The organism is Streptomyces sichuanensis (assembly GCF_020328095.1).
Classification (GTDB): domain Bacteria; phylum Actinomycetota; class Actinomycetes; order Streptomycetales; family Streptomycetaceae; genus Streptomyces; species Streptomyces cinnamoneus.
The window spans coordinates 1-17,471 of the sequence record NZ_JAIXMK010000006.1 but is presented as its reverse complement, the minus strand read 5'-3'; the positions used below and the strand labels follow the sequence as shown (position 1 = coordinate 17,471).

General features: G+C 72.0%; 15 protein-coding genes. 13 read left to right on the top strand and 2 right to left on the bottom strand.

Annotated features, from left to right (window positions below):
• Window positions 1–3 precede the first annotated feature (3 nt).
• From LE181_RS04240 to LE181_RS04185, 12 genes are all read left to right on the top strand, one after another.
• Complete coding sequence (locus LE181_RS04240) at window positions 4–963, top strand: hypothetical protein (RefSeq protein ID WP_225659655.1); 960 nt, start codon at window positions 4–6, stop codon at window positions 961–963.
• Window position 964: 1 nt separating this feature from the next.
• On the top strand, window positions 965–2,086 hold the full coding sequence (locus tag LE181_RS04235) for a hypothetical protein (RefSeq protein WP_225659690.1): 1,122 nt from the start codon (window positions 965–967) through the stop codon (window positions 2,084–2,086).
• A gap of 296 nt (window positions 2,087–2,382) precedes the next feature.
• Window positions 2,383–3,717: a NucA/NucB deoxyribonuclease domain-containing protein gene (locus LE181_RS32395; RefSeq protein WP_225659653.1), complete on the top strand. Its 1,335-nt coding sequence runs from the start codon at window positions 2,383–2,385 to the stop codon at window positions 3,715–3,717.
• 26 nt (window positions 3,718–3,743) lie between these two features.
• Window positions 3,744–4,214, top strand: coding sequence for a hypothetical protein (locus tag LE181_RS04225; protein WP_225659651.1), 471 nt, complete (start codon window positions 3,744–3,746; stop codon window positions 4,212–4,214).
• Between the two features lie 57 nt (window positions 4,215–4,271).
• Window positions 4,272–4,916, top strand: coding sequence for an HAD family hydrolase (locus LE181_RS04220; protein WP_225659649.1), 645 nt, complete (start codon window positions 4,272–4,274; stop codon window positions 4,914–4,916).
• A 96-nt stretch (window positions 4,917–5,012) separates the two neighbouring features.
• Window positions 5,013–5,933, top strand: a complete 921-nt coding sequence (locus LE181_RS04215; protein WP_225659647.1) for a LysR family transcriptional regulator — start codon at window positions 5,013–5,015, stop codon at window positions 5,931–5,933.
• A gap of 54 nt (window positions 5,934–5,987) precedes the next feature.
• Window positions 5,988–7,532 (top strand): AMP-binding protein, encoded by a 1,545-nt coding sequence (locus tag LE181_RS04210; RefSeq protein WP_225659646.1) that lies wholly within the window; start codon window positions 5,988–5,990, stop codon window positions 7,530–7,532.
• 248 nt (window positions 7,533–7,780) lie between these two features.
• Window positions 7,781–8,524, top strand: a complete 744-nt coding sequence (cseB, locus tag LE181_RS04205; protein WP_308103064.1) for a two-component system response regulator CseB — start codon at window positions 7,781–7,783, stop codon at window positions 8,522–8,524.
• Window positions 8,525–8,529: 5 nt separating this feature from the next.
• Entirely contained in the window at window positions 8,530–9,816 is a 1,287-nt protein-coding gene (locus tag LE181_RS04200) for a sensor histidine kinase (protein ID WP_225659644.1), read from the top strand.
• A gap of 152 nt (window positions 9,817–9,968) precedes the next feature.
• Complete coding sequence (locus tag LE181_RS04195) at window positions 9,969–10,751, top strand: ABC transporter ATP-binding protein (protein ID WP_372458238.1); 783 nt, start codon at window positions 9,969–9,971, stop codon at window positions 10,749–10,751.
• Window positions 10,752–10,842: 91 nt separating this feature from the next.
• A complete protein-coding gene (locus tag LE181_RS04190; protein ID WP_225659642.1) occupies window positions 10,843–13,401 on the top strand; it encodes an ABC transporter permease in 2,559 nt (852 codons plus the stop codon).
• 27 nt (window positions 13,402–13,428) lie between these two features.
• On the top strand, window positions 13,429–14,022 hold the full coding sequence (locus tag LE181_RS04185) for an HD domain-containing protein (protein ID WP_263868433.1): 594 nt from the start codon (window positions 13,429–13,431) through the stop codon (window positions 14,020–14,022).
• 48 nt (window positions 14,023–14,070) lie between these two features.
• Here the strand turns inward: LE181_RS04185 and rox are convergent, their stop codons facing one another.
• Both rox and LE181_RS04175 read right to left on the bottom strand, forming a co-directional pair.
• Window positions 14,071–15,498: a rifampin monooxygenase gene (gene rox / locus LE181_RS04180; protein WP_225659639.1), complete on the bottom strand. Its 1,428-nt coding sequence runs from the start codon at window positions 15,496–15,498 to the stop codon at window positions 14,071–14,073.
• A 205-nt stretch (window positions 15,499–15,703) separates the two neighbouring features.
• Window positions 15,704–16,810 (bottom strand): serine hydrolase domain-containing protein, encoded by a 1,107-nt coding sequence (locus tag LE181_RS04175; protein WP_225659682.1) that lies wholly within the window; start codon window positions 16,808–16,810, stop codon window positions 15,704–15,706.
• A 218-nt stretch (window positions 16,811–17,028) separates the two neighbouring features.
• On the opposite strand from LE181_RS04175, the gene LE181_RS04170 reads away from it, so the two are divergent.
• On the top strand, window positions 17,029–17,412 hold the full coding sequence (locus LE181_RS04170; RefSeq protein ID WP_225659637.1) for a hypothetical protein: 384 nt from the start codon (window positions 17,029–17,031) through the stop codon (window positions 17,410–17,412).
• Window positions 17,413–17,471: the final 59 nt, after the last annotated feature.

The following is a 17,471-nucleotide window of genomic DNA, read 5'->3' as shown; positions in this document are numbered from 1 at the left end:
TCAGTGAACGAGTCGGCCAACGAGGGCTGCCTGCTCGACTACGCGATCATCAGCGAGCCGTTCCCGCTCTACGCGGCGGTCAGCGACGACACCCCGCGTTCCACCCTGCACCTCGTGATCTCCAACGGCGGCGGCAGCACCGTCTACTGCCGGGAGTTCCTGATCTCCCTGCCGCACGGCGAGCTCGCCCAGAGCCTCGTCGCCGCCACCGCGGGCGACGGGGACGGCAGCGCCCCGGGCTGGACGGTGGCCAACATCCAGGAGGGCGCCAGCATCGTCCTGCCGCAGGGCGACTACGCCCACTTCCAGGTCAAGCCGCCCACCGACACGACACCGCTGGACGTCTCGGGCATCACCATCACGCTCAAGAACCTGCGCATCGGTACGAAGCCGGGCACGGCGCGGGTCGAGGTCCGTGAGATGGCGACCCCCGACCAGGGCACGTGGCCCGACAGCCCGCGCTTCACCAGCCTTCCGATCACCAAGTTCCCGGCACCGGCCATTCCCGTGCAGGTCGTGACCGACTTCCACGCCGAGCCGTACGAGGTGGAGGCCGGCGGCGAGGTCCGTCTGACCTGGCGCGGCCCGTCGACGCTCGACTACACGGTGGCCCACAGCTCAGGGGCCACGGGGAGCGTGGAGTCGGACGGCAAGAAGGACGAACCGGTCAAGGACTTCGTGTGGAAGGGAACGGTCACCCGCGACACCACCTTCCAGCTGTCGTACGTCATCGCCGGCGCCACCCACTACCAGACGACGACGGTCGTCGTCACCGACCCGGTGATCGCCGGCCTGAAGGTCATGGGGGACAAGGGTCTCTACGTGGAGAAGAACGCGAACGTCGACGGTGACCTGAACGTCGGCAAGAACACCAGTATCACCGGCACCCTCGGTGCCACCGACGACATCACCACGCACGCCCACTTCATCGACCCCAACGGCAAGCCGCTGCGGAGCAACTGACATGGCAGGCAACGTCACGATCGGCGGTGGCGTGACCGTCAACGGCGCCGTCACGCTCTCCGGCGGTCACTACACCATCCTCAACCCCGAGGGCAGCAAGGACTTCGCCCACACGGGCCAGGACCAGGACCAGCCGTTCACCGTCCCGGACGGCGTCACTCTCCTCCGCCTCGACCTGCGCGGCGCCGGCGGCCGGTCCGCCGACGGCGTCAGCGGCGGCAAGGGCGCGAGCATCAAGGCCCTGCTGTACGTGAACCCCGGCGACCGGCTCACCGTCCGCATCGCCCGTGACGGCGCCTCGGGCGCCGCGGCCCGGGTCTCCCACAAGGGCGCCCTCGTCGTGGGTGCGGGGAGCGGGGGAGATGCGGGCGAGTCGGGCGGCCGGGGCGGTGACGGCAGTCACGGCGGCAAGGGCGGTGACGGGTCCGCCAGCGGTGGTGGCGGCGGAAGCGCCGGCTCCGGTGGCGGCGGGGGAAACGGCGGCGCCGGGGGCGATGCGGGCGTGGTCACGAGCGCCGGTGGCACGACAGCGGGCGGCTCGGGTGGCGCAGGGGCCGGCGGGCGCGACGGAAGCGGCGGTGACCGCGGCGGTGACGGCTCGAAATGGGGCCTCTACAACCCCGGTTACGGAGGCAACGGAGGGGGTGGCGCCACGACCTCCCGCGCCGGCGGCGGCGGGAGCGCCCGGGACAGTGACACCGGCGACGGAAGCGCCGGCAGCGGGCGGCAGGGCGGTGGTGGAGGGTCGCCCGGTGCACAGGGTGAGTCCTACTGTGGTGGCTGGGGCGGCTCGGGAGGCACCGGCGGTTTAGGCGGCCAGGGCGGCCGGGGTGGCGCCAACGGAAGCGGTGGGCCACGGCCGTCCGACGGGAGCGAAGGTCAGTCCGGCTTCGGTGGCGGCGGTGGCGGAGGCGGCGGCTGGGGTGGAGGTGCGGGCTGGCATTCCGGCGGCGGTGGCGGCGGTGGCGGGGGCGGCGGCGCCGGTGGTGGTGGCGGCCAGGGCGGCCACGGCGGCGACAGTTACTTCGACCCGGTGAAAGCCACGCTGACGCACGCCGCCGCGGACAACACCGGACCCGCGGGCGTCACCATTTCCTGGGGGAACTACTCGGTGCCTTCCTGACGCCGCGACATTGGGGGGTCGTCACGTTTCGGCTCCCCTGTCCGGGGACGGTCCGGTCGCTTCCCCCCGCAAGTGACCGGATCCGTACGGTACGGGCCGACAGTGGCCGGCGGTGAGCAGGCCGTACGGCGGAACGCCCCACCCAGAACCGGCCAAGTGCAGGCGTCGCGGCGAAGACGGCACGGCAGGGGCACTAGGCTGCGCGAGGTGTCATGTCCATGGCGTATGCCGCCCGCGGAGCGACATCGCATCCTGCCCTGCGGCGGCGCCGCCGACAAACGGGAGGACACCGTCTCGTGAAACGTTCACTGGCCACAGCGGCCGGCGCCATAGGGCTCTGCCTCGCCCTGGCCGTACCGGCGGCCGCCGCGAACGCCCCGTCGGAAACGGCGGGTTACACCGACGTCACCATCGTCGGCGAGGACCCCGCCCAGGTCCCCGGAACCGCTCCCTCGTTCCGCCTCGACGACCGGCGTGCCCAGAAGGGGATACCCAAGGAGAGCCCGCAGGACGTCCAGGAACGCATGGACGCCGCAAGCACACTGCACGCACTGGAGCGCGAAGGCCGCACGGCGCGCACGCTCGCCCAGCAGGGCGGGCGAAGCGCAGAAGCGCAGGGCGTCGGCATCCGCCGCACCACGCCGGACATCAACGTCTGCATGGGGAACGACAAGACGTACCGCACCTACGGCTGGACCATCGACCACTTCTTCCACTGCCAGGGGACCACACAGACCCTCTACAAGCAGCGGTGCTGGATCTTCGGGTGCTACCCCGTCGGGTCCTTCACGTTCCGCGCCACCACCATCGGTCAGGGCTACGACAACCAGCGCCGCATCTACTACGGCACCCTGCTGGACAAGGTCGAGGTCAAGGGCGACGTCAGCGGCCTGCGCCTGCGCCACGGCATCAGCTGCGACAACCTGACCGGCTCCCCGCACTGCAACGCCGAGGCCGGCAACGGCCGCACCGACACGCTCGCCGAATGGCAGCGGTTCAACGCCTCGTACCACTGGTTCAACACCGCGCAGGAGGGCGACTCGCCGGACAAGCGGGCCTACTACAACATCACCCAGTCCTTCACCGGCATTCAGGGCAGCCGCACCAAGTCCCTCACCACCGGGCGCGGCGGCTTCCGCTGCGACAGCGCGACCTACATCCCCGGCCGGAGCAGCGCCTGCGTCTTCGACGTCGTCATCCCCGTGATGAACAGCATCAGCATCCGCGACCGCGAGGTGCGGCAGACCGCGGGCAACATCCGCGACGCGCAGTTCCGCCCGAGGCGCACCATGCCCGTCTACGCGGCCAAGGACGTTCCCGGTGCTCCCAGCAGCGGTGAGCCGCTGACGCGGAACTACTACGACCAGGCCACCCAGGACCGCAGCCGCACCCGCGTCCGCGCCGCCTGCGAGCGCTACTGGCCCGGCTACGCCCAGCGCGGCCTGCAGTGCGACGAGTACCCCTTCGCCTCCACCTATCAGAGCGCGGGGGCGAACCCGGCGCACCTCAACTACGCGGTCAAGGCCATCCCGGCCGAGGACAACCGCAAGGGCGGCGAGAAGATCGCCGAGTTCTACAAGCTGGACCGTATCCTCGACAGCGACCCGTTCTACGTCCACATCAGGAGCTGACCACTGGAGGGAATCCGGTGACGGCCGTGCCGCCTCCCACCGAACCGTTCGCCACCCGTGACGTCCAGCCGCGCATCGCGTACTTCACCTTTCACCTGAGGGGTGTGGAGGACGGTGCGGATCCCCAGAGCGCCTGCGGTTCCGCACCCAAGCGCTGGACCGTCCTTCGCGGGCCGGGCGGAGCCGTGTTCCGGTGCGGCAGCACCGACTTCCGCCCGCACGTCCGGCTGGAAGCGTGGTCCGGGGAACCGCCCGCGCCGCCGGGTGACTGGGACACGGTGGACACGGTGGAGTTCCGCCTGTACGACAGTGGCATCGTGCGGATCGAGGAATGGGACGGCCGCCCGGCCGGGGATCCCGTCGACCTCGGCGGCCCCGGCGCCTACGGGCTGCGTGCCGCGAGCCGGGGCCGCGAGGCGGCACGGCTCCGGCACGCGGCGGGAGAGACCCACTTCCACGGCGCGGAGGAGTGGCTGCTCCAGCTCTGGCCGCGTTGAGCGTGCACATACGGAACGGACCTTCATTCGAACCCGTATACGTTTACGCTTCCCGGCATGCACTTTTCGGCAGACGCTCTGTTGTTCGACAGCGACGAAACGCTGGTCCACTCGGTCCGCACGGTCATTCCTGCGTGGACCCGGTGGGTCGCGTCGTACGGCCTGACCCCTGAGGACGTCCTCCGGGTCGGGTTTCACGGCCGCCCGGCGGCCGCGATCGTAGGCGATCTCCTCCCGGCCGGCCGGGTTCCCGAGGCGCTCCGGCTCCTTGAGGACGCCGAGGTGGCCGCTGCGAGCGGAGTCACGCCGGTTCCCGGCGCTCTGGAGCTGCTCGCCTCGCTGCCTGCGGACCGCTGGGCCGTCGTGACGTCCGGCACCCGGCGGGTGGCCATGGCGCGCCTCACTCAGGCCGGCATCGACCCCGGGTGCCTGGTCGCCGTGGAGGACGCCCCCGAGCACAAACCCCATCCGGCGCCGTTCCTCGTCGCTGCCGAGCGGCTCGGCGTGGATCCCGCCCGTTGCATAGTCGTCGAGGACGCACCGGTGGGCCTGGAGGCAGCGCGGGCAGCCGGTATGGCGACCATCGCTGTGACCACGACGCACCCCGAGGAGGAGCTGAAGGCGGATGCCGTGGCAGCCGACCTCGGCGCTGTCACCGTCCGCATCACGGAGGCCGGCGGCCTGGAGGTCGTCGTCAGCTGATCGGTGCTTGAGGCGGTCGGTCGTCCTGCTGCAGGAGGACGGCCTCCGTCATGGGCGGACCGGCAGTGGCCTTGATCATCCGGCGAGACTGTCGTCATGGATCTGCTGTCACTGCGATATTTCCAGGCCGTGGCCCGTCACCAGCACATCAGCCGGGCCGCGGAGGAACTCCGGGTCGCCCAGCCGTCGGTGAGCCGGACCATCATCCGGCTTGAATCAGAACTCGGCGTTCCGCTCTTTGACCGCCAGGGCCGGCGCATACGACTCAACGAGCACGGCGCCGCCTTCCTGCGCCGGGTCGAGCGGGCGCTGGCGGAACTCGACGACGCCCGCCGGGAGATGGCCGATGCCGCCGGTGACGGCCCGGGCCGGGTCGCCGTCGCCGCCGAGACCCTGGTCCAGCTGGGCGGAGTGCTGGCCGCCCTCCGCGCGCACCGCCCCGGGGTGGGGGTGCGGCTGTTCCAGGCGCCGCCGGACGCGATGCGGCGTCATCTGCGCTCCGGCGAGGTGGACTTCGTGGTCGCCTCCCAGCCGCTGTCCGGCCCCGGGCTGTGTGCGGTGGAGCTGGTGCGGGAGGAGGTGCTGCTGGCCGTGCCACCCGGGCATCCGCTGGCCGGACGGGAGCGCGTGGCGGTGGCGGAGCTGGCGGACGAGGAGTTCGTCAGCACCCGCCCCGGCCACTGGCAGCGCGCCATGCTGGAGCGGCTCTTCGCCCGCGAGGGGCTCACGCCGAAGGTGGTCTGCGAGGGCGACGAGGCCGCCGCCACCCCCGAGCTGATCGGCGCCGGACTGGGCCTCGGTCTCATGCCCGCCGTCGCGCGGCAGACCATCGGCGGGCACAGCCCGGTGGTCTGGCTGCGGCTGGACGCCGCGGACTGCCACCGGACGCTGACCCTCGTGTGGCGCCGGGACGCCTACCTCTCCCCCGCCGCCCAGGACTTCCGCCGGCTGGCCATGGGACCGGATCATGCCTCCGGGGTCATGAGTTCATGGCGGAACAGGTCGTGGAAGGTATGAGGGGCCACCACTAGCGTCGGGTCCGTCCACCGGTTCCGACGAGGGAGAACAGCGATGAGCCAGCGAGACGACACCCGGGACGGCGGTTTCGGCAGCTACGTGGAGGCCGTCCTCGACACCCTGTCCGAGGGGCCCGGACGGCCGGCCGTCACCACGGCCGAGGGGCGGGTGATCAGCGCGGGCGAGCTCCGGGACCAGGTGCTCCGGCTCGCCGGAGAGCTGGCGGAGCGCGGGGTGGTCCGCGGCACCACGGTCACCCTGCTCACCGGCAACACCGCCGAGGCCATCGTCGCCCGCTACGCCGCCAATCTGGCCGGCGCCCGCGTCGTCGGCCTCTACGAGGGCATGAGCCCGCCGACCATGGCCGCGATCATGGCGAGCGTGGAGTGCGCCCTCCTGCTGGTGGACGACCGGCGGCACGACACCGCCGAGGAGCTCGGGAAGATCGCCGGCGTTCCCCCGATGCTCTCCCTGGGACCGAGCGGCTTCGCCGAGGACGTCCTGGCCGCGGCCGCCCGCCGGCCCGCCCGGCCGATGGGCGGCCTGGTGGGTCCGGACGACGACTGGTGCGTCCGCCACACCGGCGGCACCACCGGAGTGCCCAAGGGCATCAGGACCACCCACGGCCCCTACCGGCAGGGCCTGGACCACCGGTTCGCCGACGCCGGCGACCCGCCCCGCTTCCTGGCGTGCACCGCGCTCGCCCATCTCGCCGGCGTCTTCATCGACATGACGCTCCGCCAGGGCGGCTCGGCCGTCCTGCGGCACGGCTTCGAGCCCGGGGACGTCCTGGCCACGATCGAGCGGGAGCGCGTCACCCACACCTGGCTGCTGCCGCCGCTGCTCTACCGGCTGCTGGACCACCCGGACCTGCCCGGCACCGATCTGTCCAGCCTGAGCCGGATCAGCTACGGCGGCACCCCCGCCTCGGCGGCCAGGATGCGACAGGCGGCCGAGGCCCTGGGGCCCGTCCTCTACGGCCTGTACGGGCAGGCCGAGGCGCACCACATCACCGAAGCGGGCCCCGCGGAGCAGACGAGGACCGGCGGTGGCGGGCATCTGACGGTCGGCCGGGCCGTGCCCGGGGTGGAGATCGCCATCCGGGACGCCGACGGCACCACCCTGCCGCCCGGGGAGCGGGGCGAGGTGCAGGTGCGCACGCCGCATGTGATGTCCGGTTACTGGAAGCAGCCGGAGCTGACGGCCGAGGTGCTGCGGGACGGCTGGGTGCACACGGGCGACGTCGGTTATCTCGACGAGGACGGCTACCTCTACATCGTCGACCGGATCAAGGACATGATCGTGGTCGTCGGGGGCCATGTGTACCCGACGGAGCTGGAGGAGCTGCTGCTGAGCCATCCTGCCGTCGCCCGGTGCGCGGTCTTCGGCAGCCGGGACGAGGAATCGGTGGAGCACGTCCACGCCGCCGTGGTGCCCGCCGCCGGACAGCGGCCCTCGCCGGCGGAGATCCGGGACTTCGTCACCGCCCGCAAGGGGCGCCTCTACGCCCCCGAAGCCCTCCACCTGGTGCCCGCGATTCCGCTGACGGCGGCGGGCAAGCCGGACAAGCGGCTGCTGCGGGAGCGGCTGGCGGGCTGAGCCGGCCACGCCCTCCGCCCCGGAGCGGCGTGCTGTCCTGGGCGGGCTTTGTATCCGCTGCGTATCAGGCAGCGCTTGGTTGTCCATCGGATCAGTGCGCCGACCCGCGGTGCCGGGAGCCCGCGCAGTGGCTGCCGTATCGTTCCGTTGCAGGCCGCGGCGGTCACCGACTGCGTACATGCAGCCGGGATCGTCGCCCCGCCCAGACCGTCCGTACGTCCGTGCATCCCTTCAGGAGCCATCCGCCCGTGTCCTCGTCCGCCCCGGCTGGGGCCTCTCCGCCCACCGTTCGTGTGCTGCTGGTGGAGGACGACGACCTGATGCGCCGGTCCTTCACCGTCGCCCTCGAACGCTACGGCTACGGGATGAAGGCCGCGGCCGACGGTCTTGCGGGGCTTGAGCTCTTTCGCAAGGAGAGCTTCGACCTGCTGATCCTGGACGTGATGCTGCCCGGCCTGGACGGGATCGGCCTGTGCCGCAGGGTCCGGGAGACCAGTCTGGTGCCCGTTCTGATGATGTCCGCCCGCGGCGACGGGCTCGACGTCGTCGCCGGTCTGGAGGCCGGGGCGGACGACTACGTGGTCAAGCCCGTGGACACCTACGTCCTCGTGGCCCGCATCCGCTCGCTGCTGCGACGGGCGACCTACGCACCCGCACCGGGCCCCGGGCAGGCGCCGGTCGAGGGGCCGCCGTCCGAGGGGCACGGGCGGGTGCTGGTCTTCGGGGAGCTGACCATCGACACCGCCGGCATGGAGGTGTTCCTCTCCGGAAGCCCGGTGGCACTGACCCCCACCGAACTGAAACTGCTCCTTGAGTTCGCCGCCCACCCCGGCGTCGTCCTCGACCGGCACACCTTGCTGCGCGATGTCTGGGACTACGGCTGGGACGGCGACAGCCGGGTCGTGGACCTGTGCGTGCAGCGGCTGCGCAGGAAGCTGGGGCGGGAGCGGATCGAGACGGTCCGCGGCTTCGGCTACAAGCTCAGGCGCTGAGGCCGGTGCGCCCGTTCCCCCGGTTGCGACCGGCCCGCCCGTCCCTGCGCTGGAAGATCGCCGCCCTGGCCGCGGCCACAGCGTGCCTGGTGGCAGTGGCGGTGGGCGTGCTGGTGCACGTATGGACCGCGCAAGACGTCCGCGACCAGGCCGAAGCGCAGGCGTTCAACGGCGTGTACTCGGCCATGGACGTCTACCGGCGTACCGGAACGCTGGTGGACGGTGCCGAGCTCGATCCGGTCGACCTGCCCGCCGCCCTGCGTCACCCTGCCGACGGCGACCGGCACACGGCCTACGACGAGCACGTCGAGGGCAATCTGGGGCCGAGCGTCTGGGCCGCCCAGCGGACCGGCGGCCCGGGCAGCCGGGTGCTTGCCGTCCGGGTCAACATGAGCCCGCAGCTCCACACCCTGCGCCAGCTGGACATGAGCATGGCGGTGGCCTCGCTGGTCGCCCTCGCGGCGGCCGTGCCCCTGGCGGCCTACGGTGCCGGACTGCTCGCCCGCAGGCTGCGGCGGGTCTCCGAGACCGCGGGCCGGATCTCCGCCGGAGACCTGGACGCCCGGACCGGGCCCACCAAGGGCCGCGACGAGGTGGCCGACATCGCCGCCACCGTCGACCTCATGGCCGACAGCCTCGGCCGCCGGCTGCGCACCGAACGCCAGTTCACCGCGGACGTGGCCCACGAACTGCGCACCCCCGTCGGGGGTCTGCTGGCGGCCGTCGACCTGCTGCCGGCCGGCGAGACGGAGGACCTGCTCCGCGCCCGGGTGCGCGATCTGCGCGGCCTGGTCGAGGACCTGCTGGAGATCTCCCGGCTGGACGCCGGCGCCGAACAGCCGGTCCGTGCCCGTGTCCCGCTCGGCGCCGTCGTCTCCGAGGCCGTCGTACGCACCGGCCTCGACACCGAGGTCACCGTCGCCGGCACGGAACACGCACCCGCAGGCACCAGCGCACAAGCAGCGGATGCCACGACCGTGGAGACCGACCCGCGCCGCCTGGAGCGGATCGTCGGCAACCTCATCGTCAACGCCCATCGGCACGGGGACACCCCGGTGCAGGTCGCCGTCGAGGGCCGTACGGTCGTCGTCCGCGACCACGGACCCGGCTTCCCGGCGGACCTGCTCCTCCACGGCCCGCGCCGGTTCCACACGGGGGCGGCGGAGCGCGGCTCGGGCCACGGCCTGGGCCTGACCATCGCCCTGGGGCAGGCCCGGCTCCTCGGCGCCGAGCTGCGCCTGGACAACGCCCCGGACGGCGGCGCCGTCGCCACCCTGCGCCTGCCGGCCTGACCACCGGGCCCCACCCCGGCCCGCCCATGACACGGCCGCTGCACAACTGCTGCACAGCAGCGCGGACGCCGATACACAGCGGCCCAGGGCCCGATACGTTCCCCCGACACCCTTCGAAGTGCACCGTTTCCGCACCCGAAGAGGAGTCCCCTGTGACCGTCGACCCCTTTGCCCCGCACGCGCTGCACACGACGCCGGGGATCGCGGCCGCCGCCACCGACCTGACGAAGGTCTACGGCAGCGGCGACACCGAGGTCGTGGCCCTGGACCGGATCAGCATCGGTTTCCGCGAGGGCGAGTTCACCGCGATCATGGGCCCCTCCGGCTGCGGCAAGTCCACCCTGATGCACTGCGCCGCGGGGCTCGACTCGCCCAGCTCCGGCTCCGTGCGCATCGGCACCACCGAACTCGGCACGCTCGACGACCGGCAGCTCACCCAGCTGCGCCGCGACCGCATCGGCTTCATCTTCCAGGCGTTCAACCTGCTCCCGACCCTCACCGCCCTGGAGAACATCACCCTGCCGCTGACCATTGCCGGACGCCGCCCCGACCAGCAGTGGCTGGACCGCGTGATCTCCATGGTCGGCCTCTCCCAGCGCCTCGGCCACCGGCCCGCACAGCTGTCCGGCGGGCAGCAGCAGCGCGTCGCGGTCGCCCGCGCCCTGGCCTCGCGCCCCGCGATCGTCTTCGGTGACGAGCCCACCGGCAACCTCGACTCCCGCGCCGGGGCCGAGGTCCTCGGCTTCCTGCGCGACTCGGTGCGCGAACTCGGCCGGACCGTGGTCATGGTCACCCACGACCCCGTCGCCGCCGGCTACGCCGACCGCGTGGTCTTCCTCTCCGACGGCCACCTGGTCGACGACATGACGCGGCCCACCGCGGACCGGGTTCTGGACCGCATGAAGGCATTCGACCCCCGCTCGCACACCGGCTGACCCGCCCTCGCCCGAGGGCCGAACCCGTCACCTGCACCCGCCACCCGCCACCTGCTCGTGTCCGTCGAGCCCACGTCCCCGAAAGCCCCTCATGCTGAGAACAGCCCTGCGCAACCTCCTGGCGCACAAGGCCCGTCTGCTCATGACCGTCCTCGCGGTCTGCCTCGGTGTCGCGTTCGTCAGCGGCACCCTCGTCTTCGCGGACTCCACCGCCGAAGCCCACCGCGCCGCCGCCTCCAAGAACTTCGCCCACATCGCGGTCACCGTGACCGCGAAGGAGTCCCCGTCCCGGGGGCCCGCGGACCAGCAGGCCGGCGTGCTCGACGACGCGCTCGCGCGGAAACTGGCCGACGTGCCCGGCGTCGCCGCCGTACGGCCGTCGGCCGACGGCTCGGCCGCCCTGAACGCCGCGGACGGCACTCCGCTGCGGGTCAAGGCGGGGGCGAACCTGGCCGCCGCCTACGTACCGGGCAAGGACGGCAAGGACAGCCGCTACCCCCTGGTCAAGGGCCGCGCCCCGACGAACGGCGAGGAACTCGCCGTGGACCGCGGCACCGCCACCGCAGGCCACCTCCGCATCGGTGACACGGTCACCCTGGCCACCGACGGACCGGTCATGACCAAGCGGCTCGTCGGCATCGTCAGCACCAAGGACACCCGGGTGACCGCCGGCGGCACCCTCGCCCTGTTCGACAAGGCGACCGGCCAGCGGCTCTTCGCCTCCCCGGGCCACTACACCGGGATCGACCTGTCCGCCGCGCCCGGCACCGACCAGTCCGAGCTGTCCCGCCGGGTCACCGCCGTGCTCCCGGCCGACCGGGCCGAGGCCACCACCGGCGCCGCCCAGGCCGGCCGGCAGGCCGTCCTCGTCGACACCCTGACCCGGGGCTACGAGAAGCTGCCGATGGTCTTCGCCGGGGTATCGCTCTTCATCGGCTCGTTCCTCATCATCAACACCTTCACCATGCTCGTGGCGCGGCGCACCCGTGAGATCGCGCTGCTGCGGGCGATCGGCGCCACGCGTCGTCAGGTGGCCCGCTCCGTCCTCCTGGAGGCCCTCCTCGTCGGCCTCGTCGCATCGGCGGCCGGTTTCCTGCTCGGCCTCGGCATCGCCTCCGTGCTCCCCGGCCTCCTGAGCACCGGCGGGAACACACTGCCCCACGGTTCCCTCGTGATCGGCCCGCGCTCGATCGTGGCGGCGCTCGGCGTGGGGGTGGGCGTCACCGTGCTCGCCGCGTGGCTGCCGGCCCGCAGGGCGGCGAAGATCGCGCCCGTCGAGGCGATGCGCACGGCCGAACAGCCCTCCGCCTCCCGGTCCCGGACCCGCGGCGCGGCGGGCCTCGTCCTCCTCGTCGTCGGTGCCGGTCGGCTGATCTCGCTCACGGGGGCGAAGGACGCCTCGGAGGAGAACCTGCAGAGCGCGATGCTCGGCTGCGCCGTCCTCGTCGCCGCCCTGATCGTGCTGGCGCCGCTGCTCGCCGCCCCCGTGATCCGGCTGACCGGGCGCCTGACCGGCCGCTTCGGGCTCACCGGACACCTGGCCCGCGAGAACGCGCTGCGCGACCCGCGGCGCACCGCGGCCACTGCCGCCACCTTGATGATCAGCACCGCACTCGTCGCCGGACTCGCCGTCATCGGGAACTCGACCGGGCAGGCACTCGACCGCCAGGCCGCAGCCGGGCTCGGCGCCGACTACGTGATCAGCTCGCACACCACCACGACCGGAGTCGACCCGGCCGCCGTCCGGCGGGTGGCCGGCACCGCGGGGGTGCGGACCGCGACCGCCGTCACGGACTCCACCCTGTTCATCGGCGGCGGTGTCCGGGACATCTCCGGCGTCGACCCCGACACCGTGGGCGCCGTCATGAAGCTCGACTTCACCAGCGGCTCCGTCAAGGATCTCGGGCCGGGCCGGATCGCCCTCTCCAGCACCCTCGCCCGGGAGAACGGCGTGACCACCGGCGGCCGGGTCAACGCCCACATGGGCCCCGGCCAGGAGTTCACGCAGTACACCGTCGTGGGCGTCTACAAGGACAACCCCATCGCGCACGACGCGCTCGGCGCCCGTGCCGAGGTCACGACGAACAGCTTCAAGCCCGGCTCCGTCCAGCGGATCCTCGTCCGCACCGACGCCGGCACGGTCTCGAAGACCACCGAGAACCGGCTGCGCACCGCCGTGGGCAACAGCCCCCTCCTGAAGGTCCAGGACCGGAAGCAGCTCGTCCGGGAGGCCGCCGGCACCATGGCCGGCCTGCTGAACGTGATGTACGGAATGCTGGCCATCGGCGTCGTGATCGGCGCGCTCGGCATCGTGAACACCATGGCCATGTCGGTCGCCGAACGCACCCGCGAGATCGGCGTCCTCCGCGCCGTCGGCATGGACCGCGCCGGCATCCGCCGGATGATCCGCCTGGAATCGGTGACCGTCGCCGCGTTCGGCACCCTCCTCGGCCTGGCGGGCGGCCTGTTCGGCGCCTGGGCGGTCGGCTCGCTGGCCAACGGCGCGATGGAGCAGTACTCCCTGGTGCTGCCCTGGGGAACGCTGCTCCTCGTGTGCCTGCTGTCCCTCGCGATCGGCGCGGTCGCGGCCGCCGTCCCGGCCCGCCGGGCAGCCGCCCTGAGCCCACTGGAGGCCGTCGCGGAAGCGTGACGCACGGATTGCTACGCTCCCGCCGTGATGCTGCCGACGGTCGACGACATACGCGCCCTGCATGAGAAGTACGCGCCGACGCGCGAGCTGCTCGACCTCGTGTACACGCACTGCGAGATCGTCTGGCGGGTCGCCGAGCAGCTGCTGGCCGCCGACGGCCACCGGCTCGATGCCGGCCTCGTCCGCGCGGGAGCCCTTCTCCACGACATCGGCGTCTACCGGCTCTACGACGACGCAGGCCGGCGCAGGCCCGACGAATACATCCGCCACGGGGTGCTCGGCGACGAGATCCTCCGCCAAGAGGGCTTCCCCGCAGGGCTGCGCCGCTTCTGCTCCTGCCACACCGGCGTCGGGCTCACGCGGCAGGACGTCGAGCAGCAGGGCCTGCCTCTGCCGGTGGCCGACTACGTGGCGGAGAGCGGCGAGGAGCAGCTGGTGATGTACGCGGACAAGTTCCACACCAAGGCCACTCCCCCGGCCTTCCTCTCCTTCGACGCCTACGCCGCGTACGTGGGCCGGTTCGGTACGGAGAAGGTCGCCGCGTTCCACGCCCTGCGCGACCGGTTCGGCGAGCCGGACCTCGCACTGCTCAGTGCCCGGTACGGACACGCGCGGGCCTGACGCTCCCCGCCACGGCGCGGCCCGCCCGTGCAGGACACACCTGCTCGCTCAGCCGGCAGCGGCGCCGAACCACCTGGGCAGCCGGTCGAGCAGATCCTGCTGGTCCTCGCCGGCCCATGCCACGTGGCCGTCCGGCCGCAGCAGCACCGCGGGCACGTCCAGTTCCTCGCTGACGTCGACGACGTGGTCGACCCGGTCGGCCCAGCTCTCCACCGAGAGCCGGCCGGTCTGGTCGAGCAGCAGCCCGCGGCCGCCGTGCATCAGCTCGTAGAGGCGGCCCCGCTTGAGCTTGACGTCCCGCATGCGCCGGCCGAGCAGTTCGTGGCCGTCGCCGAAGTCGTAGCGGACCCCGACCGCGGTGATCATCTCGGTCACGTACCGGTTCACCTCCTCGAAGTCCATGAGCTTCGAGAGCAGTTCCCGCAGCGCGGTCGCACCCGGATCGGTCCCCAGCAGCGTGATCTGCGCACGGGTGTTGTCCAGTACGGCGGCGGCCACCGGGTGCCGCTCGGTGTGGTAGCTGTCCAGCAGCCCCTCCGGCGCCCAGCCGCCCACGGCGGCGGCCAGCTTCCAGCCGAGGTTGAACGCATCCTGCACGCCGAGGTTGAGCCCCTGCCCGCCGGTCGGCGGGTGGATGTGCGCGGCGTCGCCGGCCAGCAGCACCCGGCCGGTCCGGTAGCGCTCGGCCAGCCGGGTCGCGTCGCCGAAGCGGGAGAGCCAGCCCGGTGAATGGATGCCGAAGTCGGTGCCCGCGAAGGCCCGCAGCTGCTGCTTGAACTCCTCAAGGGTCGGCGGGAGCGTACGGTCCTCGGCCACCCCCTCGGCGGGCACGACGAGGCGGTACCTCCCGTCCCCGAGGGGGATGGCACCGAACCGCAGCTGGGTCTTGCGGACCTCCTCGACGACGGCGGCGATCGTCGCCGGCTCCTCGGTCACCGCCATATCGCCCAGCAGCGTCTCGACCGTGGCGGGCTCGCCGGGAAATCCGACGCCGAGCTGCTTGCGCACCAGGCTGCGGCCGCCGTCGCACCCGACGAGGTAACGCGAGCGCAGCTCCGTACCGTCCGCCAGCTCGACGGTCACCCCGTCCTCGTCCTGGCTCAGCCCGACCACCTCGCAGCCGCGCCGGAGCTCGGTACCGAGCTCCAGGGCACGCTCGTTGAGCAGCCGCTCGGTGACCGGCTGCGGGACCGACAGGCTGTACGGGTGGGCCGTGTCCAGCCGGTCCGGCCACGGCTTGAGGATGCCGCCGAAGAATCCGCCCACCTGGAACTTCTCCCCGACCGCGAGGAACCGCTCCAGCAGCCCGCGCTGGTCCATCACCTCGACGCTGCGCGCGTGCAGGCCCCGCCCGCGGGACTCCTCGGTCGGCTCGCTCAGCCTCTCCAGCACGACCACGTGCACGCCGTGCAGCCGCAACTCGCCGGCCAGCATCAGGCCGGTCGGTCCGCCGCCGACCACGATCACGTCGATCATCACATTCCCCCATTCACCGAGACCGATACGCCGCCGCATGCAGCTGTACTTCGCGAATCCTGATTTCCGCAGGTCCTGGCCTCGGACGGAGATTCTGCGGCACGACGGGGGCCTTGCCGCAAGCCCCCCGGTGCGCTATATGTTGAGAGTGGCAAGGAGTGGGTGAACTCCTTGCCTTTGCTTTTCTCATCCGCCGGGGGCGGATTCATCGGCACAGGGCCGCATCCACGACGCTCTCGACATGCTTCATGACTGCGCCGCCAGCCGGCTGAACGGTCACCGCGACGTTGGCGGCGCGGCCGTCGTCGGTGACGCCGCCCCGGGTCTCGTATCCCGGGATGCTCCCGCCGTGCCCCCAGGAGACACCGGAGCACGACAGCGGCGTGCTCACGAGCCCCAGTCCGTAGCGGGCGCCAGGGCTGAAGGGGTGCCCGGCGGGGACGGTGGTACGCATCTGGGCGAGTTGGGCCGCCGGGAGGAGGCGGCCGGCCAGGAGCGCGGTGAAGAACCGGTTGAGGTCGGAATTGGTGGAGATCATCTGACCTGCCGCCCATCCCCAGGAGGGGTCCGTTTCCGTGACGTCGCGCAGGGGCGCGCCCGCTGAAGCCTGGTAGTAGCCCTTGGGATGCGGTTCTCTGATGGTCGCGTCACCGGGGGCGGGGAAATAGGTGTGGCGCAGCCCTATGCGCTCGATGATGCGCCGGTTCATCTCCTCGGCGAGGGGACGGCCGGTGACCTTCTGGACGATCAGACCGGCCAGCACGTAATTCGTGTTGCTGTATTCCCATTTCGCCCCGGGGGCGAAGCCGGCCTTGTGCTGGAGAGCGATGCCGAGGAGTTCGCGGGGGTCGTAGTACCGGACGTCGTCGCCCAGGTACGCGGTGTAGTTGGGAAGTCCGCTGGTGTGCTGCAGGAGCTGACGGACGGTGATGTGGCTTCCGTCGATGCCCTCCCCGCGGACGAGGCCGGGCAGATAGGTGTCGACCGGGGCGTCGAGGCCGATCTTCCCTTCACCGACGAGTTGCAGCACGACCACGGCGGTGAACGTCTTGGTGTTGCTGCCGATGCGCACCTGCCCGTCCTTGGGCACCTTCGCGCCGGTGGCCAGGTCGCCGACTCCTGCGGTGTAGGTATGTGTGCGTCCGTTACGGTCGTTGACGCTCGCCAACGCGGCAGGCAAGCCGTCGGAGTGCACGAGCGCGTCCAGGCCCTGCTGGACGGTGTCCGTCCTGACGGCGGCGAACGCCGCCGTCGGCGGGGCCAGGACCCCCGTCGTCATGACGCCGACGGCCACTGCGACGACGGCCGGCACGGCTCTGCGCCGACCACCCCGCTCCTGTCCGGGAGAACGGAAACTTTGCCATGCCTGCTTGCGCACGAGTCACATCCTGGGAAGTGGTCGGGAATCCGCCGATACAAACGGGGACCAGCATGTCCGGCTGCAATCTCCGAAACGATCCTGCTACCCGCCCACTGCGGGTAGGGCTAACCCCCGCGTGACGAAGGGTCCGAGCGGTCGTTGACCAGCGCATGACTGTTGTTCGGAAGATCATCACAGCTGTTTCGGCAACGGCTGCAGCGGTCGGCATCGTCTTCGCCGCCGGACCCCCGGCCGCGGCGGCCGGCAAGTGGTGCAACCATTCGGTCTGCATCGAGACGTACGACACGGGCACCTACCTGGGCAGGGTGGAAGTGTCGGTCGTCAACACCAATCAGCCCCACACGATCAGCGCACGGGTGTGGACCACGAATGGTTGGAGCGCCAGGACGAAGACCGAGAACGTCGCCGCGTTCCGGACCTACCGCGACCAGGCATACCCCCAGCGCCGATTTCCGGCGGGCACCCGGCTGTGCGCGGAAGGTTTCCGCGGCGGCGCGAGCGTCGGCCTTCCCTGTGTGACGCTCACCAACTGAGCGCACGGTTCAATTCCGGTGCCGTGGCCGCAGTGCGGCCACGGCGCCACCCCGGGACA

What these genes read in the sequence shown, in the direction of transcription:
- LE181_RS04170 (WP_225659637.1), top strand. Translation starts at nt 17,029, where the DNA reads ATGACTGTTGTTCGGAAGATCATCACAGCTGTTTCGGCAACGGCTGCA.
- LE181_RS04210 (WP_225659646.1), top strand. Translation starts at nt 5,988, where the DNA reads ATGAGCCAGCGAGACGACACCCGGGACGGCGGTTTCGGCAGCTACGTG.
- rox (WP_225659639.1), bottom strand. Translation starts at nt 15,498, where the DNA reads ATGATCGACGTGATCGTGGTCGGCGGCGGACCGACCGGCCTGATGCTG.
- LE181_RS04220 (WP_225659649.1), top strand. Translation starts at nt 4,272, where the DNA reads ATGCACTTTTCGGCAGACGCTCTGTTGTTCGACAGCGACGAAACGCTG.
- LE181_RS04215 (WP_225659647.1), top strand. Translation starts at nt 5,013, where the DNA reads ATGGATCTGCTGTCACTGCGATATTTCCAGGCCGTGGCCCGTCACCAG.
- LE181_RS04235 (WP_225659690.1), top strand. Translation starts at nt 965, where the DNA reads ATGGCAGGCAACGTCACGATCGGCGGTGGCGTGACCGTCAACGGCGCC.
- LE181_RS04190 (WP_225659642.1), top strand. Translation starts at nt 10,843, where the DNA reads ATGCTGAGAACAGCCCTGCGCAACCTCCTGGCGCACAAGGCCCGTCTG.
- LE181_RS04185 (WP_263868433.1), top strand. Translation starts at nt 13,429, where the DNA reads ATGCTGCCGACGGTCGACGACATACGCGCCCTGCATGAGAAGTACGCG.